Annotated in this window: 18 protein-coding genes and 1 pseudogene; 10 read left to right on the top strand and 9 right to left on the bottom strand. The window is 67.8% G+C overall.

The features are described 5' to 3' along the window. Window positions 1-30: 30 nt before the first annotated feature. The 5 genes from ACWGKS_RS18755 to ACWGKS_RS18775 all read right to left on the bottom strand — a co-directional run bounded on the left by ACWGKS_RS18755 (window position 31) and on the right by ACWGKS_RS18775 (window position 6,459). The gene (locus tag ACWGKS_RS18755; RefSeq protein WP_358508298.1) at window positions 31-618 is read right to left on the bottom strand and encodes a hypothetical protein; all 588 of its coding nucleotides are present in this window, start codon (window positions 616-618) and stop codon (window positions 31-33) included. Between the two features lie 255 nt (window positions 619-873). Then, window positions 874-2,085 carry an MFS transporter gene (locus ACWGKS_RS18760; RefSeq protein WP_358508300.1) on the bottom strand — a complete coding sequence of 404 codons (1,212 nt, stop codon included), beginning with the start codon at window positions 2,083-2,085 and terminating at the stop codon, window positions 874-876. Window positions 2,086-2,837: 752 nt separating this feature from the next. After that, window positions 2,838-5,198, bottom strand: coding sequence for an FtsX-like permease family protein (locus ACWGKS_RS18765; RefSeq protein ID WP_452523351.1), 2,361 nt, complete (start codon window positions 5,196-5,198; stop codon window positions 2,838-2,840). Continuing rightward, the gene (locus ACWGKS_RS18770; RefSeq protein ID WP_358508304.1) at window positions 5,195-5,935 is read right to left on the bottom strand and encodes an ABC transporter ATP-binding protein; all 741 of its coding nucleotides are present in this window, start codon (window positions 5,933-5,935) and stop codon (window positions 5,195-5,197) included. The genes ACWGKS_RS18765 and ACWGKS_RS18770 overlap by 4 nt, the downstream gene beginning before the upstream one ends. After that, complete coding sequence (locus ACWGKS_RS18775; RefSeq protein WP_452523354.1) at window positions 5,932-6,459, bottom strand: PadR family transcriptional regulator; 528 nt, start codon at window positions 6,457-6,459, stop codon at window positions 5,932-5,934. The genes ACWGKS_RS18770 and ACWGKS_RS18775 overlap by 4 nt, the downstream gene beginning before the upstream one ends. A gap of 226 nt (window positions 6,460-6,685) precedes the next feature. Here ACWGKS_RS18775 and ACWGKS_RS18780 point away from each other — a divergent pair. From ACWGKS_RS18780 to ACWGKS_RS18795, 4 genes and pseudogenes are all read left to right on the top strand, one after another. Next, a pseudogene (locus tag ACWGKS_RS18780) lies at window positions 6,686-6,835 on the top strand (cell division ATP-binding protein FtsE); the annotation flags it as partial. A 92-nt stretch (window positions 6,836-6,927) separates the two neighbouring features. Next, on the top strand, window positions 6,928-7,839 hold the full coding sequence (gene ftsX / locus ACWGKS_RS18785; RefSeq protein WP_452523355.1) for a permease-like cell division protein FtsX: 912 nt from the start codon (window positions 6,928-6,930) through the stop codon (window positions 7,837-7,839). Between the two features lie 505 nt (window positions 7,840-8,344). Next, complete coding sequence (locus ACWGKS_RS18790; RefSeq protein ID WP_358508309.1) at window positions 8,345-9,046, top strand: AAA family ATPase; 702 nt, start codon at window positions 8,345-8,347, stop codon at window positions 9,044-9,046. Window positions 9,047-9,324: 278 nt separating this feature from the next. Next, the gene (locus ACWGKS_RS18795; RefSeq protein ID WP_452523440.1) at window positions 9,325-9,915 is read left to right on the top strand and encodes a LysR substrate-binding domain-containing protein; all 591 of its coding nucleotides are present in this window, start codon (window positions 9,325-9,327) and stop codon (window positions 9,913-9,915) included. An 83-nt stretch (window positions 9,916-9,998) separates the two neighbouring features. Here ACWGKS_RS18795 and ACWGKS_RS18800 read toward each other — a convergent pair whose 3' ends face one another. Together ACWGKS_RS18800 and ACWGKS_RS18805 are read right to left on the bottom strand one after the other, a co-directional pair. Then, window positions 9,999-11,081: an NAD(P)-dependent alcohol dehydrogenase gene (locus ACWGKS_RS18800; RefSeq protein ID WP_358508310.1), complete on the bottom strand. Its 1,083-nt coding sequence runs from the start codon at window positions 11,079-11,081 to the stop codon at window positions 9,999-10,001. A 334-nt stretch (window positions 11,082-11,415) separates the two neighbouring features. Beyond that, complete coding sequence (locus ACWGKS_RS18805) at window positions 11,416-12,033, bottom strand: hypothetical protein (protein ID WP_358508312.1); 618 nt, start codon at window positions 12,031-12,033, stop codon at window positions 11,416-11,418. A gap of 508 nt (window positions 12,034-12,541) precedes the next feature. Here ACWGKS_RS18805 and ACWGKS_RS18810 point away from each other — a divergent pair. The 5 genes from ACWGKS_RS18810 (at window position 12,542) to ACWGKS_RS18830 (ending at window position 16,039) form a co-directional block, all read left to right on the top strand. Then, a complete protein-coding gene (locus tag ACWGKS_RS18810) occupies window positions 12,542-13,093 on the top strand; it encodes a snapalysin family zinc-dependent metalloprotease (protein WP_358508314.1) in 552 nt (183 codons plus the stop codon). A gap of 79 nt (window positions 13,094-13,172) precedes the next feature. Then, window positions 13,173-13,817: a HemK2/MTQ2 family protein methyltransferase gene (locus tag ACWGKS_RS18815; RefSeq protein ID WP_358508438.1), complete on the top strand. Its 645-nt coding sequence runs from the start codon at window positions 13,173-13,175 to the stop codon at window positions 13,815-13,817. After that, window positions 13,810-14,025, top strand: coding sequence for a CDGSH iron-sulfur domain-containing protein (locus ACWGKS_RS18820; RefSeq protein WP_358508316.1), 216 nt, complete (start codon window positions 13,810-13,812; stop codon window positions 14,023-14,025). Before ACWGKS_RS18815 ends, ACWGKS_RS18820 begins: the two co-directional genes overlap by 8 nt. Next, entirely contained in the window at window positions 14,022-15,023 is a 1,002-nt protein-coding gene (locus ACWGKS_RS18825) for an iron-containing redox enzyme family protein (RefSeq protein ID WP_358508318.1), read from the top strand. The genes ACWGKS_RS18820 and ACWGKS_RS18825 overlap by 4 nt, the downstream gene beginning before the upstream one ends. Next, window positions 15,020-16,039, top strand: coding sequence for an L-histidine N(alpha)-methyltransferase (locus tag ACWGKS_RS18830; protein WP_452523358.1), 1,020 nt, complete (start codon window positions 15,020-15,022; stop codon window positions 16,037-16,039). The genes ACWGKS_RS18825 and ACWGKS_RS18830 overlap by 4 nt, the downstream gene beginning before the upstream one ends. A 4-nt stretch (window positions 16,040-16,043) precedes the next feature. Here ACWGKS_RS18830 and ACWGKS_RS18835 read toward each other — a convergent pair whose 3' ends face one another. Continuing rightward, the gene (locus tag ACWGKS_RS18835) at window positions 16,044-16,241 is read right to left on the bottom strand and encodes a hypothetical protein (RefSeq protein ID WP_452523360.1); all 198 of its coding nucleotides are present in this window, start codon (window positions 16,239-16,241) and stop codon (window positions 16,044-16,046) included. Window positions 16,242-16,275: 34 nt separating this feature from the next. On the opposite strand from ACWGKS_RS18835, the gene ACWGKS_RS18840 reads away from it, so the two are divergent. Further along, window positions 16,276-16,512, top strand: a complete 237-nt coding sequence (locus ACWGKS_RS18840; protein WP_358508322.1) for a hypothetical protein — start codon at window positions 16,276-16,278, stop codon at window positions 16,510-16,512. A 44-nt stretch (window positions 16,513-16,556) separates the two neighbouring features. On the opposite strand, the gene ACWGKS_RS18845 is transcribed toward ACWGKS_RS18840, so the two are convergent. Continuing rightward, window positions 16,557-16,802, bottom strand: a complete 246-nt coding sequence (locus ACWGKS_RS18845; protein WP_358508324.1) for a hypothetical protein — start codon at window positions 16,800-16,802, stop codon at window positions 16,557-16,559. Between the last annotated feature and the right edge of the window lie 253 nt (window positions 16,803-17,055).

Genomic DNA, 17,055 nt, shown 5'->3' on the forward strand with positions numbered 1-17,055 from the left:
TGTGACCAGTGCCTTCAGGATGAAAAAGGCTCAGTACAGGAGGTTGTACGTAATGGCCTCGGTCAGCGCGATACCGAAGAGCACAACGACGATGCCCGGGTAGAGACGGATATTGTCTCTGATACCGGCTCGGTACCCTGCCCAAGCCGACGGGAGCTCGCGCCGCCGGTAACCGAAGGTCGACTTCCAAAGGACGACGGACCCCAGCATCGCCAGGACATAGGCCTGGAACTCGATCACGAGAACAGGGGAACTGGCGATGACCGCGATCGCCTCTTCAGGCGACGTAGGGGAGAACGGAATACCGATATAGACGGCACGCCATACCGTCGCGGCCACGCCGAAAAAGGGAATCACGAGCGAAGGCAGGGTCGTCGTCAGCAGAGCGGCGAACAGGAGGTTCGCAAGGAACGTCAACAGCGTTGTTGTCACGATGTCGCCGCTCTCATAAGCATCGACGACCATGGACGCGCCCGGCGCATCGAGGAAGCCTTCGATGTTCTTGAGCCCCCACTCATACATCCCGGGGATGAGAGGGGTCACGATCATCGTCGCGGCGAGGGTACCGTAGACGACCACGTTGAGAAGAAGGTACGTCCTCCAGTTCTCGCTTAGCACGGTTCGGAAGTTTACGTACATCCGCATGGATTTATTTCCTAACATGTGATGGACGCGAATCGTTGAACTGTCATTTGACCGTGATGGTGAAGCCAATCGCTCCCTTCTGCTTCCCGTTGTCATCACGGGCCATGGCCAGGCAGGCCTGTGTCAGTGAGGAAAGTGCGCTCACTATGGAAACGGGCGTGCGCTCGGGTACGCCTCGGAAAGAAGTCCGAGTGACCGCCCGCCGCAGATCATGAGTTCCACGGTGCGTCAGTCCCTGCCCTGACCCAAGCGGCGAAGGCGCGGGGTCAGCAGTGCGCCGAGGGCCGCGAGAATCCACAGCGTCGCGAGAGCGGTCGTCGCCAGGGGCAGTCCGCTGACCTCGATGAGCAGGGCGGCAATACCGATGCCCCCTGCGGGGACCAATGTCATGATGGCGTTCTGCGCGCCCAGTACTGTGCCGCGTTGGGAGTCGTCGACGTTCTCGATGAACGCGAGTCCGATCACGGCGTTCATCGAGCCGCCACCGAGGCCGACGATCGCCGCCCCGGCGAAGATCGACCACACCGGGCCGAGGATGCCGATGATGGAGAAGCCCACCGCGACGAGGACGAGACCGGTGATGAACCAAACGCGGTGCGGGATTCGATGGCCGAAAGCCGCGAAGCATCCGCCGCCGACCAACAAGCCGGCCGCGAGTGCGCTGAGCACGAATCCGACGAACCGGGGCTCGTCTTGGAAAGCGAAGTGGACCGGGATCACCATGCCCTGCGTCGCGGCCAGCACGATGGCCAGGGCCATTCCCAGCAGGACCAGTCCGCGCAGCAATGGTGACCGGACGATGACCCCCAAGCCGTGGAACATGGACCTCGCGGGCTGTGTGGTGGAGGGCTCCGTGTGATCACGGGATAGCACAGTCGCGCGCTTGGGGACGGCGACCGTGAGCAGGGCCGCCGCCGCTGCCAGGCCGGAGGTGATCCATAGCACTGTGACCGGCTCGAAAGCGGAGACCAGGATCCCTGCGATGGCCGGGCCGAGCAGCAGTGAGACCCCGGCCAACGACTCCCGCAGTCCGATGAGTCGCGAGGGGTCCATCGCGGCGGCCTTTGCGATCGCTGGCAGCATCGCCTCCCGTGCGGTGATGCCCGGTACGTCTCCGAACGAGTTCAGAATGGCCACGGCGACGAACCAGCCCAGGCTCAGCCCGCTCGTGAGATCAACGATCGGCAAGATCAGCAGCGCCACCGCCGAGATGACGTCGGAGAGGATGGCGGCAGTGCGACGGTTGATCCGGTCGACGAGCGAGCCCATGAGCAGTCCCGCGAGGGCCGCGGGCACCGCGGCGGCGATCGCCACGACACCCGCGCTCAATGGACTGCCGGTGGTGAACAGCACCACTAGGGGCAGAGCGATCGCGGTGATCGAGTTGCCCAACAACGAGGTGCCGAAGGAAGTCAGGTAGAAGAAGATGATCCGTTTCACGGGACAAGCTCAAACTATGACGTCGCGTCGGGGTCAAGTCCGTGCCGGCGCTGTTCACAACGAGGTCTCGGTTCGGGGCCGAAGACGGAACCACTGATGGCGCTGAGGGCGCCGACCTCTCCTGGACTCATGTTTCGGGGGTAGACGAAAAGCGCCCCGACTTCGCACTGAGCTGCTACACGACCAGACTCCAGTGCTCAGCCCCAAGCCTCCTCGTGCAAGAGGCAGCGAAGGGACTTCTCAGAAGTGGCGGGTTGACATGTCTTTGGACTGACCGGGGCATCGGACCTTTGATCCGATGGTCCACACCCCCTCGACGCGAGGGATTTCCAGGCCAGGTGGGGTGCGCCTTCAGCATCGTCTGTGTTTGAAGGCCTTGTGGGGGCTCCTGGTGTGCTCCCCTGAACCGGCTACCGCAACGGGGCCAGGTCGCTCACCTCAGACTGAGCCGCCGCACCGCGTAGCAGCACGGTGGTCTCCCCGGCCTCCGCCGCCTCGCACCCGCCCCGGCGGCCCGCTTCCTCGAACCACCCCGATCCCGGTGGTCCTCGACGGCCGTTGCCCGAGGGCGGGCCAGGGCCGCACGATTGACCTTGATCGTCACGACCAGAGCATGCCACGGCTCCGCAGTGAAACTTCACCCGCTTTCACGCACCGACTCGTCAGGGCCGGCACCGGCCCGCCCGCCGGAAGGGATCGGACCCAGGCGGTGGGTCAGAGGTCCGCCCGGAACGGCGGATCCACCGGGCCACTCACTCCCAGCGCAACCCCTCCGGGCGCATGGTCCTCAGGAGCGGGGGCAAGGCCAGCAGGGTGGTCAGGACGGCCACCCCCGCACCGGCGCCGATGATGGTCAGGATCTCCGTTGGGGCGAAGGCCACGGAGAACCCCACCATTCGCTGAATCAGGGCTCCCAGACCCATCCCGACCACCGTGGCCAGTGCGATGCCCAGGAGTACGGGAAGCACGGTCTGCCACAGCACCGACGCCACCAGGGTGCGTCGCCGGGTGCCGAAGGCGGTAAGCACCGCGTGCACCCTCCTGCGCTCGCGGATCTGCTCGACCGTGCCCACCACCAGTCCGGCGGCGATCACGGTGAGGCTGGCGAGGGCTCCGGCGGTGAGCGCGTCACGCATCCTGACCATGGTGGGGAGGGTCGCGCTGGCGAACGGGACCTGCACCCGGGCCGTCGGATCCAGAGCCGCGACGGCGGCCTTGAGCTCTTCCTCCATTCCGGAAGCGGACGGGTCGACCCGCATCCAGAGCGAGCCCGGTACCGCGATCCCCTCGGGCAGTGTGGCCGCCTCCGGAGTGGCGAGCACGGCGTCCTTCGCCGTGTGCCCCGACCCGTACCAGGGGTGCTCGACCAGGGGTCCGTCGAACTCGGTGAACTCGGGCACGGTCCAGGGGGCCGCGTTCACCTCGTCGCCGCCCCCGACCATGAGCGTCCCACCGGGTTCCAGCCCCGGTACCCCGCTGAAGGCGTCCCCTGGGGAGCACTCGGGCAGGTCGGCCATCAGCCGCAGGGAGGGGCACTCGGCGACGAGGACGCGGACCTCGGAGCCGTCGTCGGTGACGCCGTTCACCCCGCTGTAGGCCAGGACCTCCTCCACCCCCCGCACCTCCGCCACGGCACCGGTGGGGTCGCTCCCGACCGGGACCGACCGCAGGTCGGTCTGGAGCTGGAACCCGGACGCACCGAACTCCTGAGCCGCGTACACCTCCTCGATGGTCTCCGCGAGCTCCACCGTGGAATCGTCCCAGGCGTTCGCGAACAGGCTCTGCAAAGCGATGGCGCCCGCCACGGTCACCACGATCCCGTTGACCGCGCGGGTGGGCCCACCGCCCGCCGCTCCCAGACGGCGCAGGGCCAATTGAAGGGAGAGGGGACCGCCCGAGGCACGACCGAAGAACCGGTCGACCAACCAGGGCAGCACGGCCGTCGTGCCGAACAGGGCGGCCAGGAGCCCGACCGACACCATCGGGACCCACTGGCCTCCGGAGGGGCTAAGACGCATGCTCAAAACGATGAGGGAGATTCCCAGCACGAACAGGAGCAGTCGCCACCACAGTCTGGGACGCGGCCGCTCGGCCCGACGTACGGCGCCCAACGGGTCGACCACCACACCGCGCAGGGAGCCGAGCACCACCCACAGGGCCAGGATCGGTACCGCGACGAACACCAAGGGGCCGAGCGCCGGGTGCGGTGTCACGTCGGCGGTGTACAACCCGGACGAGATCGGCACCGACTCCACGATCGGGCGCCCTGCGAGGAAGAACCCCACTCCGAGAGCCAGGCCGAGCGCGACCCCGGGGAGGGTCTCACCGGCAGCGATACGCCGTGTGGTCCCGCGGTCGGCGCCCATCAGTCGCAGCGCCGAAAGGCGCCTGTCACGCTGCTCGCCGCCGAAGCGCACCGCCGCGCCGAGGAAGACCACCACGGGGGTGAGCATGACGACCACTCCCACCGCGCCGAGCAGCATGATGATGGGTTCGTGCCCGCCGGGGCTCGGCTCCCCGCCGTAGCCGGTGATCCGGTTCCCGGCGGTGTCCAGGGTCAGTTCCCCGTCACCGAGGTAGAAGGCCAGTTCGTGCGGTCCCATCAGGCCCTCGGGGCCGATCTCTCCAACGACGGTGTGGTCGAACCTGCGCTGGAGTACCTCGTTCTCCGGGTCATCGAGGAGCTCGGCCATGGCCGGGGAGAGCACGATCTCCCCGGGTCCGGGGAGATCGTCCACCCCCGGAGGGAGGGGAGGATCGGACCCCTCGGCCCGGACGATCCGTCCGTGGATCGGGTTTCCCTCGTAGTCGCTGTCGGCGAGGCTGAACAGCAGGGTGTCCTCGCCCGCTGGGGGTGCCGGGTACTCCGCTACCTGGTAGTCGAAGCGGTCCGCGTGCCGTTCGTTCAGGTGGGCCATGACGGTCGGCAGGGCAGCGGCCAGAAGCAGGGCGGCGGTGGCCACGCCCACCCCTATCGCCGTCAGTACGGTCCGCAGTACGACTTCCCCGCCACCTCGCAGGGAGAGCCGGGCGCCCAGCCAGAGGTCCTTGAGCAAGGACAGGCGGCCTCGCTCCTGCCAGACCTTCTCGGGGGTGTTTTCGCGAAGGCTCATCCGAGCCCTCCGACGTCACGGGTGCGGCCGTCCCGGACTATGACCTCACGGTCGGCGTAGGCGGCCACCCGGGGCTCGTGCGTCACCAGCACCACGGCGGCCCCGCTCTCCCTCGCGGCGTCGGTGAGCAGCCGGATCACCCGCTCCCCGTTGAGGGAGTCGAGGGCACCGGTCGGTTCGTCCGCGAACACCACCCGGGGGCGGGTGATCAGGGCCCGGGCCACCGCGACCCGCTGGCCCTGGCCACCCGAGCACTCACCCGGGGTCTTCCGGGCGACCTCGGCCACGTCCAGCCGCTCCAGCCAGTCGACGGCGGTGCGTTCGGCCAGGCGACGGGACTCCCCGCCCAACCGCAGGGGCAGCGCGACGTTCTCCACACAGGAGAGTTCGGGGACGAGTTGGCCGAACTGGAAGAGGAAGCCGAACTCGGTGCGGCGCAGGTCGCTGAGCCGGGAATCGGAAACCTCGGTGAGGTCGATCTCGCCGTAGCCGACACGGCCGCCGTCGGGCCGCACGATCCCGGCCAGGCAGTGCAGCAGGGTGGATTTTCCGGAGCCGGACGGGCCCATGACGGCCACGATCTCACCGGGGTACAGGCTCAGGGAGGCGTCCTCCAGAGCCTGGGTGAGGCCGAAGGACTTGCGCAGTCCCGAGCCGACGAGCAGCGGTTCCACGGTCTCCTCCGGGGTGCCGGCGCTCTCCGGGGCCGGTGTGGTTCGGGGGGCGGAGTGGGTCATCGGCTCCGGACCTCCCCGGCGAGGTCGTTCAGCCGGGCGGCGGTCAGTTCCAGCCAGCGCAGGTCGGCTTCGAGGTGGAACAGGGCGTGGTCGCAGATGAGCTGGTCGGAGAGGTCCCCGTCGGCCTTGCGGCGGGTGAGCACGCGCATCTGGCGCAGGTGCTCGGCGCGCTGGACGTCGAGGATGTCGTCGGCCGGGCGGCCGGTGAGCAGGGCGAGCACGACCTTGGTGTGCAGGATGCTCTGTAGGTAGGGCTCGGGGCTCTCCGGGCTGGAGAGCCACTTCTCGACGTCGGTGATCCCGGCGTCGGTCACGGTGTAGCGCTTGCGCTCGGGGCCCGCGCCGGGCTCCACCGAGTCCACCTCCACCAGCCCGTTCTTCAGGAGCCGGGACAGGGTGGCGTACACCTGCCCGTAGGCGAGCGGGCGCTTGGTGGCGAAGCGCTCGTCGTAGGCTCGCTTGAGGTCGTATCCGTGCTGGGGCCGGGTTTCCAACAGGCCCAGGAGTGTTTGTCCGAGTGACATGAGGCCGACTATACACTCTATGTATACTCCGAGTGCATAGTCATGGGTGCGGCATGGTTCCCGTGTGTGTCGGGCGGCTCGGCCCACCCGGTCGCCCTCAGCACCCCGCAGACCGGAGACACCACCACCCGCCGGCCCACCCACAGGTGGCCGAGAGCCGTCCCATCGATCGAGGGGAGGCGATCCCAACACGCTTCAATGCCGCCATGACACCCGGCACGGAACAGTGCCGGACCGCATCAACCGCACGGGAACGACCGTCGTCATGGCGACGCACGACGCCGCCATCGTCGACTCCACGCGCAAGCGTGTGATCGAGCTTGAGGAGGGCTTGGTAGTGCGCGACCAGATGAGTGGCGTCTACGGCCAGGCGTACCGACATCTGACTTGTTCGTCGCCAGGCGGTCGATCGGCGACCCCGAGACCACCGGCATGGCGAAGCCCCGAAGGATGGACCTTTAACAGATCATGCGAGCACAATTCGTTCTCTCCGAGACATGGATCGGCCTGCGTCGCAACCTGACGATGACCATCGCCGTCATCACGACGGTGGCCATCTCCCTCGCCTTGTTCGGCGCCGGTCTACTGGTCAACCAACAGGTCGCCGAGATGCGCGACTACTGGGACCAGCGGATCACGCTGACCATCTACATGTGCAACGACATCTCGCCGACCTCGACCTGTCAAGAGAACGGCGCCGCGGGCGAGGGCGACCGTGAAGCCCTCGAAGACCGGCTCAGGTCGCTATCGGAGGTCGAGGACTTCCGCTACCTGACCGCGGCCGAGGCCTGGGCCGACTTCCAGGAGGGCGTCGGTTCCTCCAACGAGGCGCTCGCGGACGCCACGGAGGAGGGTGACATCCCGGACAACTACCGGGTACAGCTCACCGACCCGAACCACTACGACGCGGTGCGCGCGGCCGTGGACGGGGCCGACGGCGTCGACTCCGTCTCCAACGGCCAAGACGTTCTCGAACAGTTCTTCGGTCTGCTCGACGGTCTCAAGTGGGCCGCCCTGGTGGTCGCGGGCGTGCAGTTGGCCGCCGCCGCACTGCTGATCGGCAACACCATCCGGCTGTCGGCCTACAGCCGTCGTCGGGAGACCGGCATCATGCGTCTGGTCGGCGCGTCGAACTTCTACATCCAGCTGCCCTTCCTCCTCGAAGGAGCCATCGCCGGTTTCATCGGTGGTGTGATCGCGTCCGGATTCATCGTGACCACCAGGTTCACGCTGCTCACCCAGATCGAGGAGTGGTTCCAGTTCGACGTGGCCTTGGGCACGGCATCGCTGCTGTCCGTCATCGGCGTCTCGATGGTCCTCGGTGTGCTCCTGTGCACCGTGACCTCGTTCCTCACCCTGCGCCGCTACCTGAAGGTCTGACGGGTCACCTCCGGACACAGGCGGACGCCGGGTGTCGAGTGCCGGGGAGCAGTTCACTCCAGTGAGGTGGAGAGCCGGGAAGGGGCCCGCCTTGGGAGGGAAGGGACGGGTGCCGTGGTCAGCCCAGGCGCGCGCCGCGTTCGGCGAGTGCCCGACGGACGTCGGCGGCTACGGCGTCCGTGTCCGGGCTCCGACGGCAGGCACGCGGCAAAGCCCCAGCGGCGGAGCGAAGCGGCGCTGCGGATCCTGGGCTTGGAATGAACGGGGGTGGAGAGCGCCGGGCCGGGCGCTGAGCCGAGACGCGCCTGAATCCACGCCTTGGGACACACCGCCCAGAGGGCTTCCTCGCGTACATCGGTCCCCGCCCCCAGACGCTTGCGCACCTCTGGTGTCTCCTGCGTTTCTCGGAATCGTCGTTGCCCGGTAGCGTCATGACATTGGTGAAGCGGCCACGGTGGGGCCGCGCCTCACCGACACGAAGGTCGGCTTTGAGGAGCTACCGAAGATGTTCCAAGGGCCGGCTCGGTATGTCCCCACGGCGAATGACGCGACAGTGCGCGGCGCGGTCTACCCCCGGCGGTCGCTGGTCCTGGTCGCCGGGGTACCCGGGGCCGGGAAGAGCACCCTGCTGCGGCGGCTGTTCGGACTCCGCGGAAACGAGGGCCGGACCGTGCTCACCGCGGAGGGTGTGCGGGTGATCGACTCGCTACAGTCGCGATACCACCTGGGAGCATTGCTCGGTCGGGTCCCCTACCCACTGTGGCGCTGGGTGGTGCACGTACTACACCTGGCCCGGATGGCCGCGGCGTTGCGTGGCGGCCCGGTGGTGGTGCACGAGTGCGGGACTCGAAGCCCGGTCCGCGTGCTGCTCGCCCTGCTTTGCCGACTCCGCCGATACGAGATGCACGTGTTGATGATCGACGCCACTCCGCAGGAGGCCCGGGAGGGGCAGAACACCCGAGGGCGGCGGGTGACCGAGCGCAGCCATCGGGCGCATTCGCGGCGCTGGCGCCGGCTGCGCGCCGCCACCCGGCACCGGCCGGCGGCGTTCGCGCCGGGCGCGCGCAGTGTGCTCGCACTCGACCGGCGCCGGGCGAGGGAGCTGGCCTGGATCCGATTCGGTCCCCGCGCGAATATCCGTTCCAAGGGAGTCGCTCAGTGGCAGGAGCTCATCCTCCCCGAACCAACGGAGGCGGTTTTCCGCTGACGCATCATTTTGGTGCTGTTCGCCATCCTTTGGCGACGGGTGGCCGTAGTTCTTGACAGAGCCCGCGGCACAGAGCATGGGGAAGCACTGTGAGCGGCAGGACTCGGCTGATCAGCAGGACCGTACCTCTTGAGAGAGGTGCGGTCCTGCTCGTCGCCGCGGAGGTGCAGCCGAGTTGACCGGCACGGACACCGTTATCGATCGACTCGTGGGTGAGGATCACCGCGGCCGGGCGTCGGACACGGCGTGCCGGGGACTCGAAGCGGCCGCTCGTGCTCGTGACGAAGGCAGGGGCGTCTCATACGCTCTTGCGGCGGCTCCTCGACGCGATCGCGAGCGAACCCGGCGCGGCACCGGTGGAGGTCTTCCTTTGTGAGGTCGGTGAGCAGGCCGGGCTGCTCCGCGACGGGCGCGCCGACGTGGCACTCATGCACCGGCCCTTCGACGATCTCGCGGGGTTCGACACCGAGGATCTCTTGGTCGAGGGCCAGGTCGCGCTCCTTCCCTCGGGGCACCCGCTCGCCTCACACGATCGGCTCACCTTGGCGGAGGTCAGCGATGTACCGGATCTACCGATCGCTCGATGGCCCCGGCTCGACGGGTCCTACCCGGAGGGGCCCGGTCCGCAGGTGCGCACCCAGTCACAGCTCGCTCAGCTCGTGGCGCTCGGCAGGACGCTACTCGTCATCCCCGCCTCCAGCCGTGCCTGGCAGTGGCCCGATCACGTCGCTGTGCCGGTCATCGACGCGCCGAACGTCACCACGGTGATCGCGTGGCCGCCGAACAGCCGCTCACCGGCGGTCGCCTCACTCGTCCGCTCAGCGGCCGAGCTCCACGGCACCGCACCGCCGCACAGCGCCGTTCCGTGAGGGGGAGCCTCACCGTGGACTCCTCTCGGTGGGCCCGCTGCGTCCGGTGGGGGAAGGTGACGGCGTCGCCTTGGCGGAGGAGATCACCGAAGGACCCCGGGCCTGGCATCCTGTGGTCGGTCTCGGCGCAGGGTGGCGACGTCGATGACGAACCGGTAGCGCACGTCCGAGGCCAGGACGCGCTCCCAGGCCTCGTTGACCTGCTCGACGGAGATGACCTCGGCCTCTGGGACGATGCCGTGTTCGGCGCAGAAGTCCAGCATCTCCTGGGTCTGGGCGATCCCGCCGGTCTTGGACCCGGAGAGGGAACGCCGGTTGAGGATGAGACCGAACACGTTCACCGATGCCGGTTCGGACGGGACGCCCAAGTTCACGAGTGTGCCGTCCACCGCCAGCAGGTTCAGGTGGGCGTTCAGGTCGATGGAGGCGCCGGCCGTGTTGATGACGAGGTCGAAGGTGCCGGCCAACAGCTCGAAGACGGCCGGGTCGTCGGTGGTGTGGTAGTGGGCGGCGCCGAACCTCAGGCCGTCCTCCCACTTCTTCAGGTTCTGGGAGAGCACCGACACCTCTGCTCCGAGAGCGTGGGCGATCTTGACCGCCATGTGCCCCAGACCGCCCAGGCCCACCACGGCGACCTTCGTGCCGGGGCCGGCGTTCCACTTGCGCAGTGGTGAGTAGGTGGTGATCCCCGCGCACAGTAGCGGCGCGGCCCTCTCGAACGGGATGGAGTCGGGGACGCGCAGCACGAAGTGCTCATCGACCACGATGCGCTCCGAATAGCCGCCCTGGGTCATCGAGCCGTCGCGGTCGAGGCCCGCATAGGTGTCGGTGCATCCGAGCCGGCAGTACTGCTCTTGACCGGCCCGGCAGTCGGCGCACTCTCGGCAGGAGTCGACCATGCAGCCCACTCCGACTCGATCGCCGATCCGGTGTCGCGTGACCTGGGGCCCGACCGCGGCGACGGTGCCGACGATCTCGTGCCCGACGGTCAGCGGGTAGGGAACCTCGCCCCAGTCGCCTCGGGCCACGTGGATGTCGGTGTGACAGACACCGGCGTAGGCGATGTCGATGAGGAGGTCCCGGGGGCCGACTTCTCGGCGCTCGATGGTGCCCGGCGTCAGCGACGCGTTCGGCGAGGTGGCCGTGTAGGCACGCACGAGGGACATGGGTCTCCTTACGGGTTCATGACGAAGGCGCTGCGGCGGATAGGCGCTGGTGATCGCGCTCGGGTGGCCGGCACCGGGAAAAGTCAACCACCTGCGTCGCCGCAGGTGGAAGCAGTTGTCAGAACCCGTCAAGGGTGTGTCGGGGGCTTATCGGATGATCGATACCGACTCCGCCCCAAGAGAAAGGGGGGACGACCTTCATCCCCCGTTGCTTCACGCGATCCGGCTGAGTGCCCTCGTTCTCGGCGGGGTCGGGTGGGTCACCTGTTCGACCGAACCGGTCGACCCGCCCCGACGTCTCCGCTCACCGGGCATGGGACCGCTGGGTGTTCCATCACCAGAAGTGGTCCACGAGGATCTTGGCGTCCTCGACCTGGTGCCCGTAACGGTCGGGGTAGGCCGAGCGCTGGACGTCCTGGGCGACGTCACCAAGGGGTGCCTCTTCCCAGCTGTTGTCCGGGTAGACGACCTCCAGCTCGTCGAAGAAGGCGTCGGTGGCCGTGGCCGGGTCGAGGCGGTCGTCCGAGGAACCGTAGTGGTCACGCTGCTGGTAGAGGCCGACGCTGTCGCGGTCGCCGCCGGTGAGGTTGTCCAGGTGGGTCTCGACGATGACCGTCGACATCGCGATGGCGGCCGCCTGCTCGTCGAGTCCGCGTTCCTTCGCGGTCTCCACGACCGCACGGGCACAGGAGGCACGGTGTCCGTCCATGCTGCCGGCCATGTCGTCGTTCAACTTGTCGTTGAGCTCTTCGGCGGCCGCCTTGTCGTCCTCGGTGTACTCCTCGCCGCTCTCCTCGGAGCTCAGCGCCACGCATCCCTTCTCAGGGTTGTCGGAGTCCTTGTTGTCCTCGGCGGAGGCGATGCTCGGGCCCCCAAGGAGGATCCCGCCGGTCAGGACCAGGCCCGTGGTTGCGGTAAACACACTCTTCGGTATCAGTTCGATAAAATTCATGAGTGCAACTTATGTGACGGTCAAGCACTTTGACCAGGCCTGTAGCCGCTCTGACCAGGTAAGAAAGAAAACACCGAGCCGGAGCAACCTTTCGGCCGGATCGCATGCGCGGCACATCCGCCCCGCATCGCCCGCCCCACAGCGGAAGCCGGGCCCGCGGTGCCTCCCTCCCCCTCCCCCACCTCCCCCCGAGACCCCCTCACCCGAGCCTCATTCGATGTCAGGACGGTCACTTTTTCTTGGTGTTCACCACCGTCGCGGTGGTCGAGGAGGCCGGTGGAGTGACCCGTTTTCGACGCGGCGCGCATCCACTCGGTGGGCAGGCCGACCTGACGGACCTGTTCGGCAGTGGCGTGGCGCAGCACCGATCGCAGGGGCAGGAGTCGTTCGGCGCCGGCGGATATCGATGGCTCTGCACTCCTTGTGGCGATACGACGCTACGCATAGCATCACCCCGACCCCACAGGGTCACCGACGACATCGGCGCCTTCACCCCAGGGAGACCCCCGTGCTGAGACGTATCCTCACTTCCCCGCTGTTCGCACTGAGCGCGCTGACACTGATGCTGGTGGGCACCGCGCCGGCCATGGCCGCGAACGAGACCGTCCTGTACTACGACGACAGCCAGGCCGCGGAGTACACCTCCGCCGTCTCATCGGCCGTGGACGTGTGGAACTCCAGCGTCGACAACGTGCGCCTGGAACCCGCCTCCGACGGACAGCACTCGGAGATCCTGATCATCGCCGACGACGACTGGCCCCGCGCCCACCTGGGCCCGGTGCGTCCGGGCGGGCAGGTCACCGTCTGGATGGGCCGCCAGGGCACCGCCGAAGGCTACGACGCCGTGCGCATCGCCGCGCACGAGCTCGGCCACAGCCTGGGCCTGCCCGACGCCAAGCCCGGCCCCTGTTCCTCGCTGATGTCGGGCTCCACCGGTGGCGTGGACTGCACCGTCTCCTCGCCCAACGACGCCGAACGTTCGCGGGTCGAAGCCAATTACGGCGGTGGCCTGGCCGGACAGCACACCACCGATGGACGGATCCTGGTCGACCGTCTCTGAAGGAGACCGAGCTCGGTGAGGCGCCCCAAGGGAACGATTGTCCGGTTCCCGGTCGGGTAGTGGTACAGCCATGTTGTTGGTGAGACCTCCTGGTGTCTACCGAGCGCAAGAGGACACCTCGTTACTACGTCACGTATTGCGTCGGCGCGGCCGGCTCTCCGGCCGTTCGGTTCTCGATGTCGGATCGGGCACCGGTGCCCTCGGCATCGAGGCCTTCCGCGCCGGGGCGACCAGCCTCACCGCGATCGACCTGTCCCTACGCTCGGTCGTGGCGAGCTGGCTCAACAGCCGTATCCACGGGATCTCGGCGACGGTCCGGCGCGGCGACCTGTTCGCCCCCGTGGCCGCGCGTCGCTTCGACCTCGTGCTCGCCAATCCGCCCTACGTACCCGGTGTCGGTCCGATGCCGTCCCGGCACCGGGCCGCGAGGTGCTGGGACGCGGGACCGGACGGTCGGGTCCTGCTGAACCGCATCTGTTCGGGGGTGTCCTCGGTGCTCAGCGAGGACGGCGCGCTCCTCCTCGTGCAGTCCACCCTCTCCGACGAACAGGCCACCTTGGACCGGCTCGCGGAGGCCGGGCTGGTGACGGAGGTTCTGGCACGAGCCCGCATCCCGTTCGGGCCGGTGTTACGAACGCGCGTCCCGGAACTGCGTACCCGAGGGTTGCTCGGCCCCGACCAGACGGAGGAGGAACTCGTGGTCATCGAGGCGTGCCATGGCTGAGTCCCGTCGCCGGGTCATCGTCACCGACGAGGGTCCGATCCTCGTCTACGGCCCGGTCGACGTGGAGATGTCGGATGGAACACGTGTGCTCAGCGACCGAGCGGTCACCGCGTTGTGCGCGTGCGGCCGCAGTGGACGCCGCCCGTTCTGCGACACCAGCCACCGTCGACGTGTACGTGACGAAGAGGGGAAGGAGAACACATCATGACCACGACGAGGTCGAGGGCGCCGACGCTTCCGGCCCCTCGCGGCCCCATCTCGGAGGGGGTTCTGTCCGCACTACGTGGAAACCCGAACGAAGTTCCCGCGGTGGAAGGTTCCGCGCCCTATGGAGACGACCTTCAACTGGCGCTCTACTGCTGCTACGAACTTCACTACCGTGGTTTCGACGGAGTCGACGACGACCGTGAATGGGATCCCGCGTTGTTGGCGGTCCGCGCCGAGTTGGAGGGGGCTTTCCTCAACGCGCTCAGGCACGACGTGCCCACCGGCACGGACATCGACGACGAGCTCAACGGACTCCTCGTGGAGAACCTCGACGCGTTCGGCATCTCCCACTATCTACGCCGGCGCGGGGAATTGTGGCAGCTGCGGGAGTACATCGCTCACCGTTCGCTCTACCACTTGAAGGAGGCCGACCCGCAGACCTTCGTCGTCCCGCGCCTGGACGGTCCGCCCAAAGCCGCCTTGGTGACGGTGCAGCACGACGAGTACGGCGCCGGCGACCCCGAGCGGACGCACTCGAAGCTCTTCGCCGACATGATGGCCGAACTCGGTCTCTCCGACGTCTACGGCGCCTACGTCGACTCTGCTCCCCCCGCGATGCTGGCCGAGGTCAACTTCATGTCCTTGTGCGGGCTGCACCGTGGATTGCGCGCGGCGCTGATCGGGCAGTTCGCCACCGTCGAACTCACCTCGTCCCCCGGCTCGGACCGTCTGGTCAAGGCCATGCGGAAGCTGGGCTGCGGTCCGGCGGCCATCCGCTTCTACGCCGAACACGTGGAGGCCGACGCGGTGCATGAGCAGCTCATCCGTCGTGAGGTGATCACGCCACTGCTCCAGGCGGAGCCCGAACTGACCGCCGACGTCGTCTTCGGGATCCGTAGCAGTCTGTTCCTGGCCGGCCGGCTGGAGGAGTACCTGTTCCAGCGTTGGCGCCGTGGTGAGTCGAGTTTCCGCCCCGAGGCGGGAGTGAAGACCCCATGACGTTCGCCGAACCATCGGAGACGCGGACCGGCGTCGTCCGGCTCCCAGACCCTGGCGACGCCGTGCCGGAGGACACCGTCGTGCGCGACGCCCTGCGGGGGACACCGCCTCGGTTGCCGCCCTGGCTCGGCTACGACGCGGTCGGCTCCCGGTTCTTCGAACAGATCACCGAGCTGCCCACCTACTACCTGACCCGGGTCGAACGCGGCCTTCTGGAGCACCACGCACAGGAGATCGCCGCGGCACTCGGCTGCGGGCGGATCGCGGAACTGGGCAGTGGCAGCGCGAAGAAGACGCGATTGCTGTTGGAGAACCGCGTACGCCTGCGCCCGACCACCTATCTGCCGATCGACGTCGACGAGGGCATGCTGCGTTCCAGCGCCGCGACGTTGCGCTCGGAGTTGGACGGCTTGGCGGTCACCGGTCTGTGGGGGCGTTACGAGGCAGGGCTGAAATGGTTGCGCACCCGCTCCGGTGAACCGCTCTCGGTCGTCTTCCTCGGAAGCAGCTTCGGTAACGCCACACGGGAGGAACGTGATGGGCTGACCGGAGAGATCGCGCGCTGTCTGAGGCCGGGTGAGAGCTTCCTCGTCTCCGTCGACCTGGACAAGGGCGGGGAGGCCCTGGAGACCTGTTACAACGATCCACCCGGACACTCGGCCTTCGCCGACTTCCGACTCAACTACCTCACCCGGCTCAACGAACGCTACGGCGCCGACTTCGTGCTCGACGACTTCGTCCCGGAGGCTTGGTACAACCCGGAGACCTCCACCGTGGAGGGGCGCCTGCGCGCGCGGGCCGATCGGACGGTGCACGTGCCAGGACTCGGGATCACGCTGGACCTGCCGCGCGGGCGGTTCGTCAACGTCGGCTACTCGGTGAAATTCGATGAACGGGGGTTGGCCGACGAAGTGGGGGCTCACGGTTTCACCCCGCGGGCCCAGTGGGTGGATTCCGAAGCCGGGTACGGGCTGTTCCTCTTTCGCCGGGAGGAGATTCACCGGGAGGAGACATGAGCCGTCACCGTGGCCCGACCGGGCCCGGCGCGTGATCGGCCAGAGCACGTATCTCCGCGGCGACCCCGTGCCTCACCGGCCCGGGGATGTCGTGGCCGACGCCGTCAGTGGCGAGATCGACCTGGACGTCCAGTCGAGCGGAGACCCTGTCGAGGACTTGGCGACGCTCGCCGGGCGCCAGAAACAGGTGTACCTGCGCCACCCTTGGATGCTCGACATGCCCCGCGGAACCCACCGTGGGTCCCCGGCGCATGGACTACCTGGTGCGGGCCCTGCAGGTACTGGAACCGACGTCGTTGTCCCGATCGGCCCGCTTGGAGACCATCGGACTTCTCAACGGGCTGGTGACCCTGTTCGCCCGCACCGAACTGCGCCGCCGACACTCCTCAGGGGACACGGCCCACACCAACACGTCCTACTTGACCACCGCCACCACCGCAGACCGGCACCCACTTCTCACCGGACTCCTCTAGACACCCTGAAACAACCTCGGAGGCCCAGTGTCCGCCTGCGAAGCTCAGTGTCTTCGGGGGCGTTCCCAGATGAGCCCGGCGGTGACCCACACCAGCCCCACACCGGCGAGGGTCACGAAGCACCACTCGACGAGGCTGAGCGGCCACCAAAGCAGCGCCCAGAGGGCCAGTGCGAACATCGCGAACACACCGAGCACGACCAGGATGACGCGCACCGTTCCCCCCTGAATCACTACGACGTCGCGGCGGAGCGGGCGACCACCGAAGGTCGGTAGAACACCCCCGTTCATGGAGTCATCCCCGAGCCCGCCCAAAGAACCATCCAAACATGTCACCCGCATCGACGCAGCCGACAGGCTCGATCGCACGTGAACCGCTGGACCTCGCATTCTCCGCGCTCGTGAACACGGCGAGCTCATCGAGCGATGTGGAAGCGGTGAAATCAGCGGGAAGCCTCGGGAAACGCGGAGCTCGGGGGTGGCGCGGAGGGGGCGGAGGTGGGGAGGGGGTGAGGAGGAGGAAGAGCGAAAGAAGATCGCGACA

The sequence above is a fragment of the Nocardiopsis sp. NPDC055879 genome, from assembly GCF_053615935.1.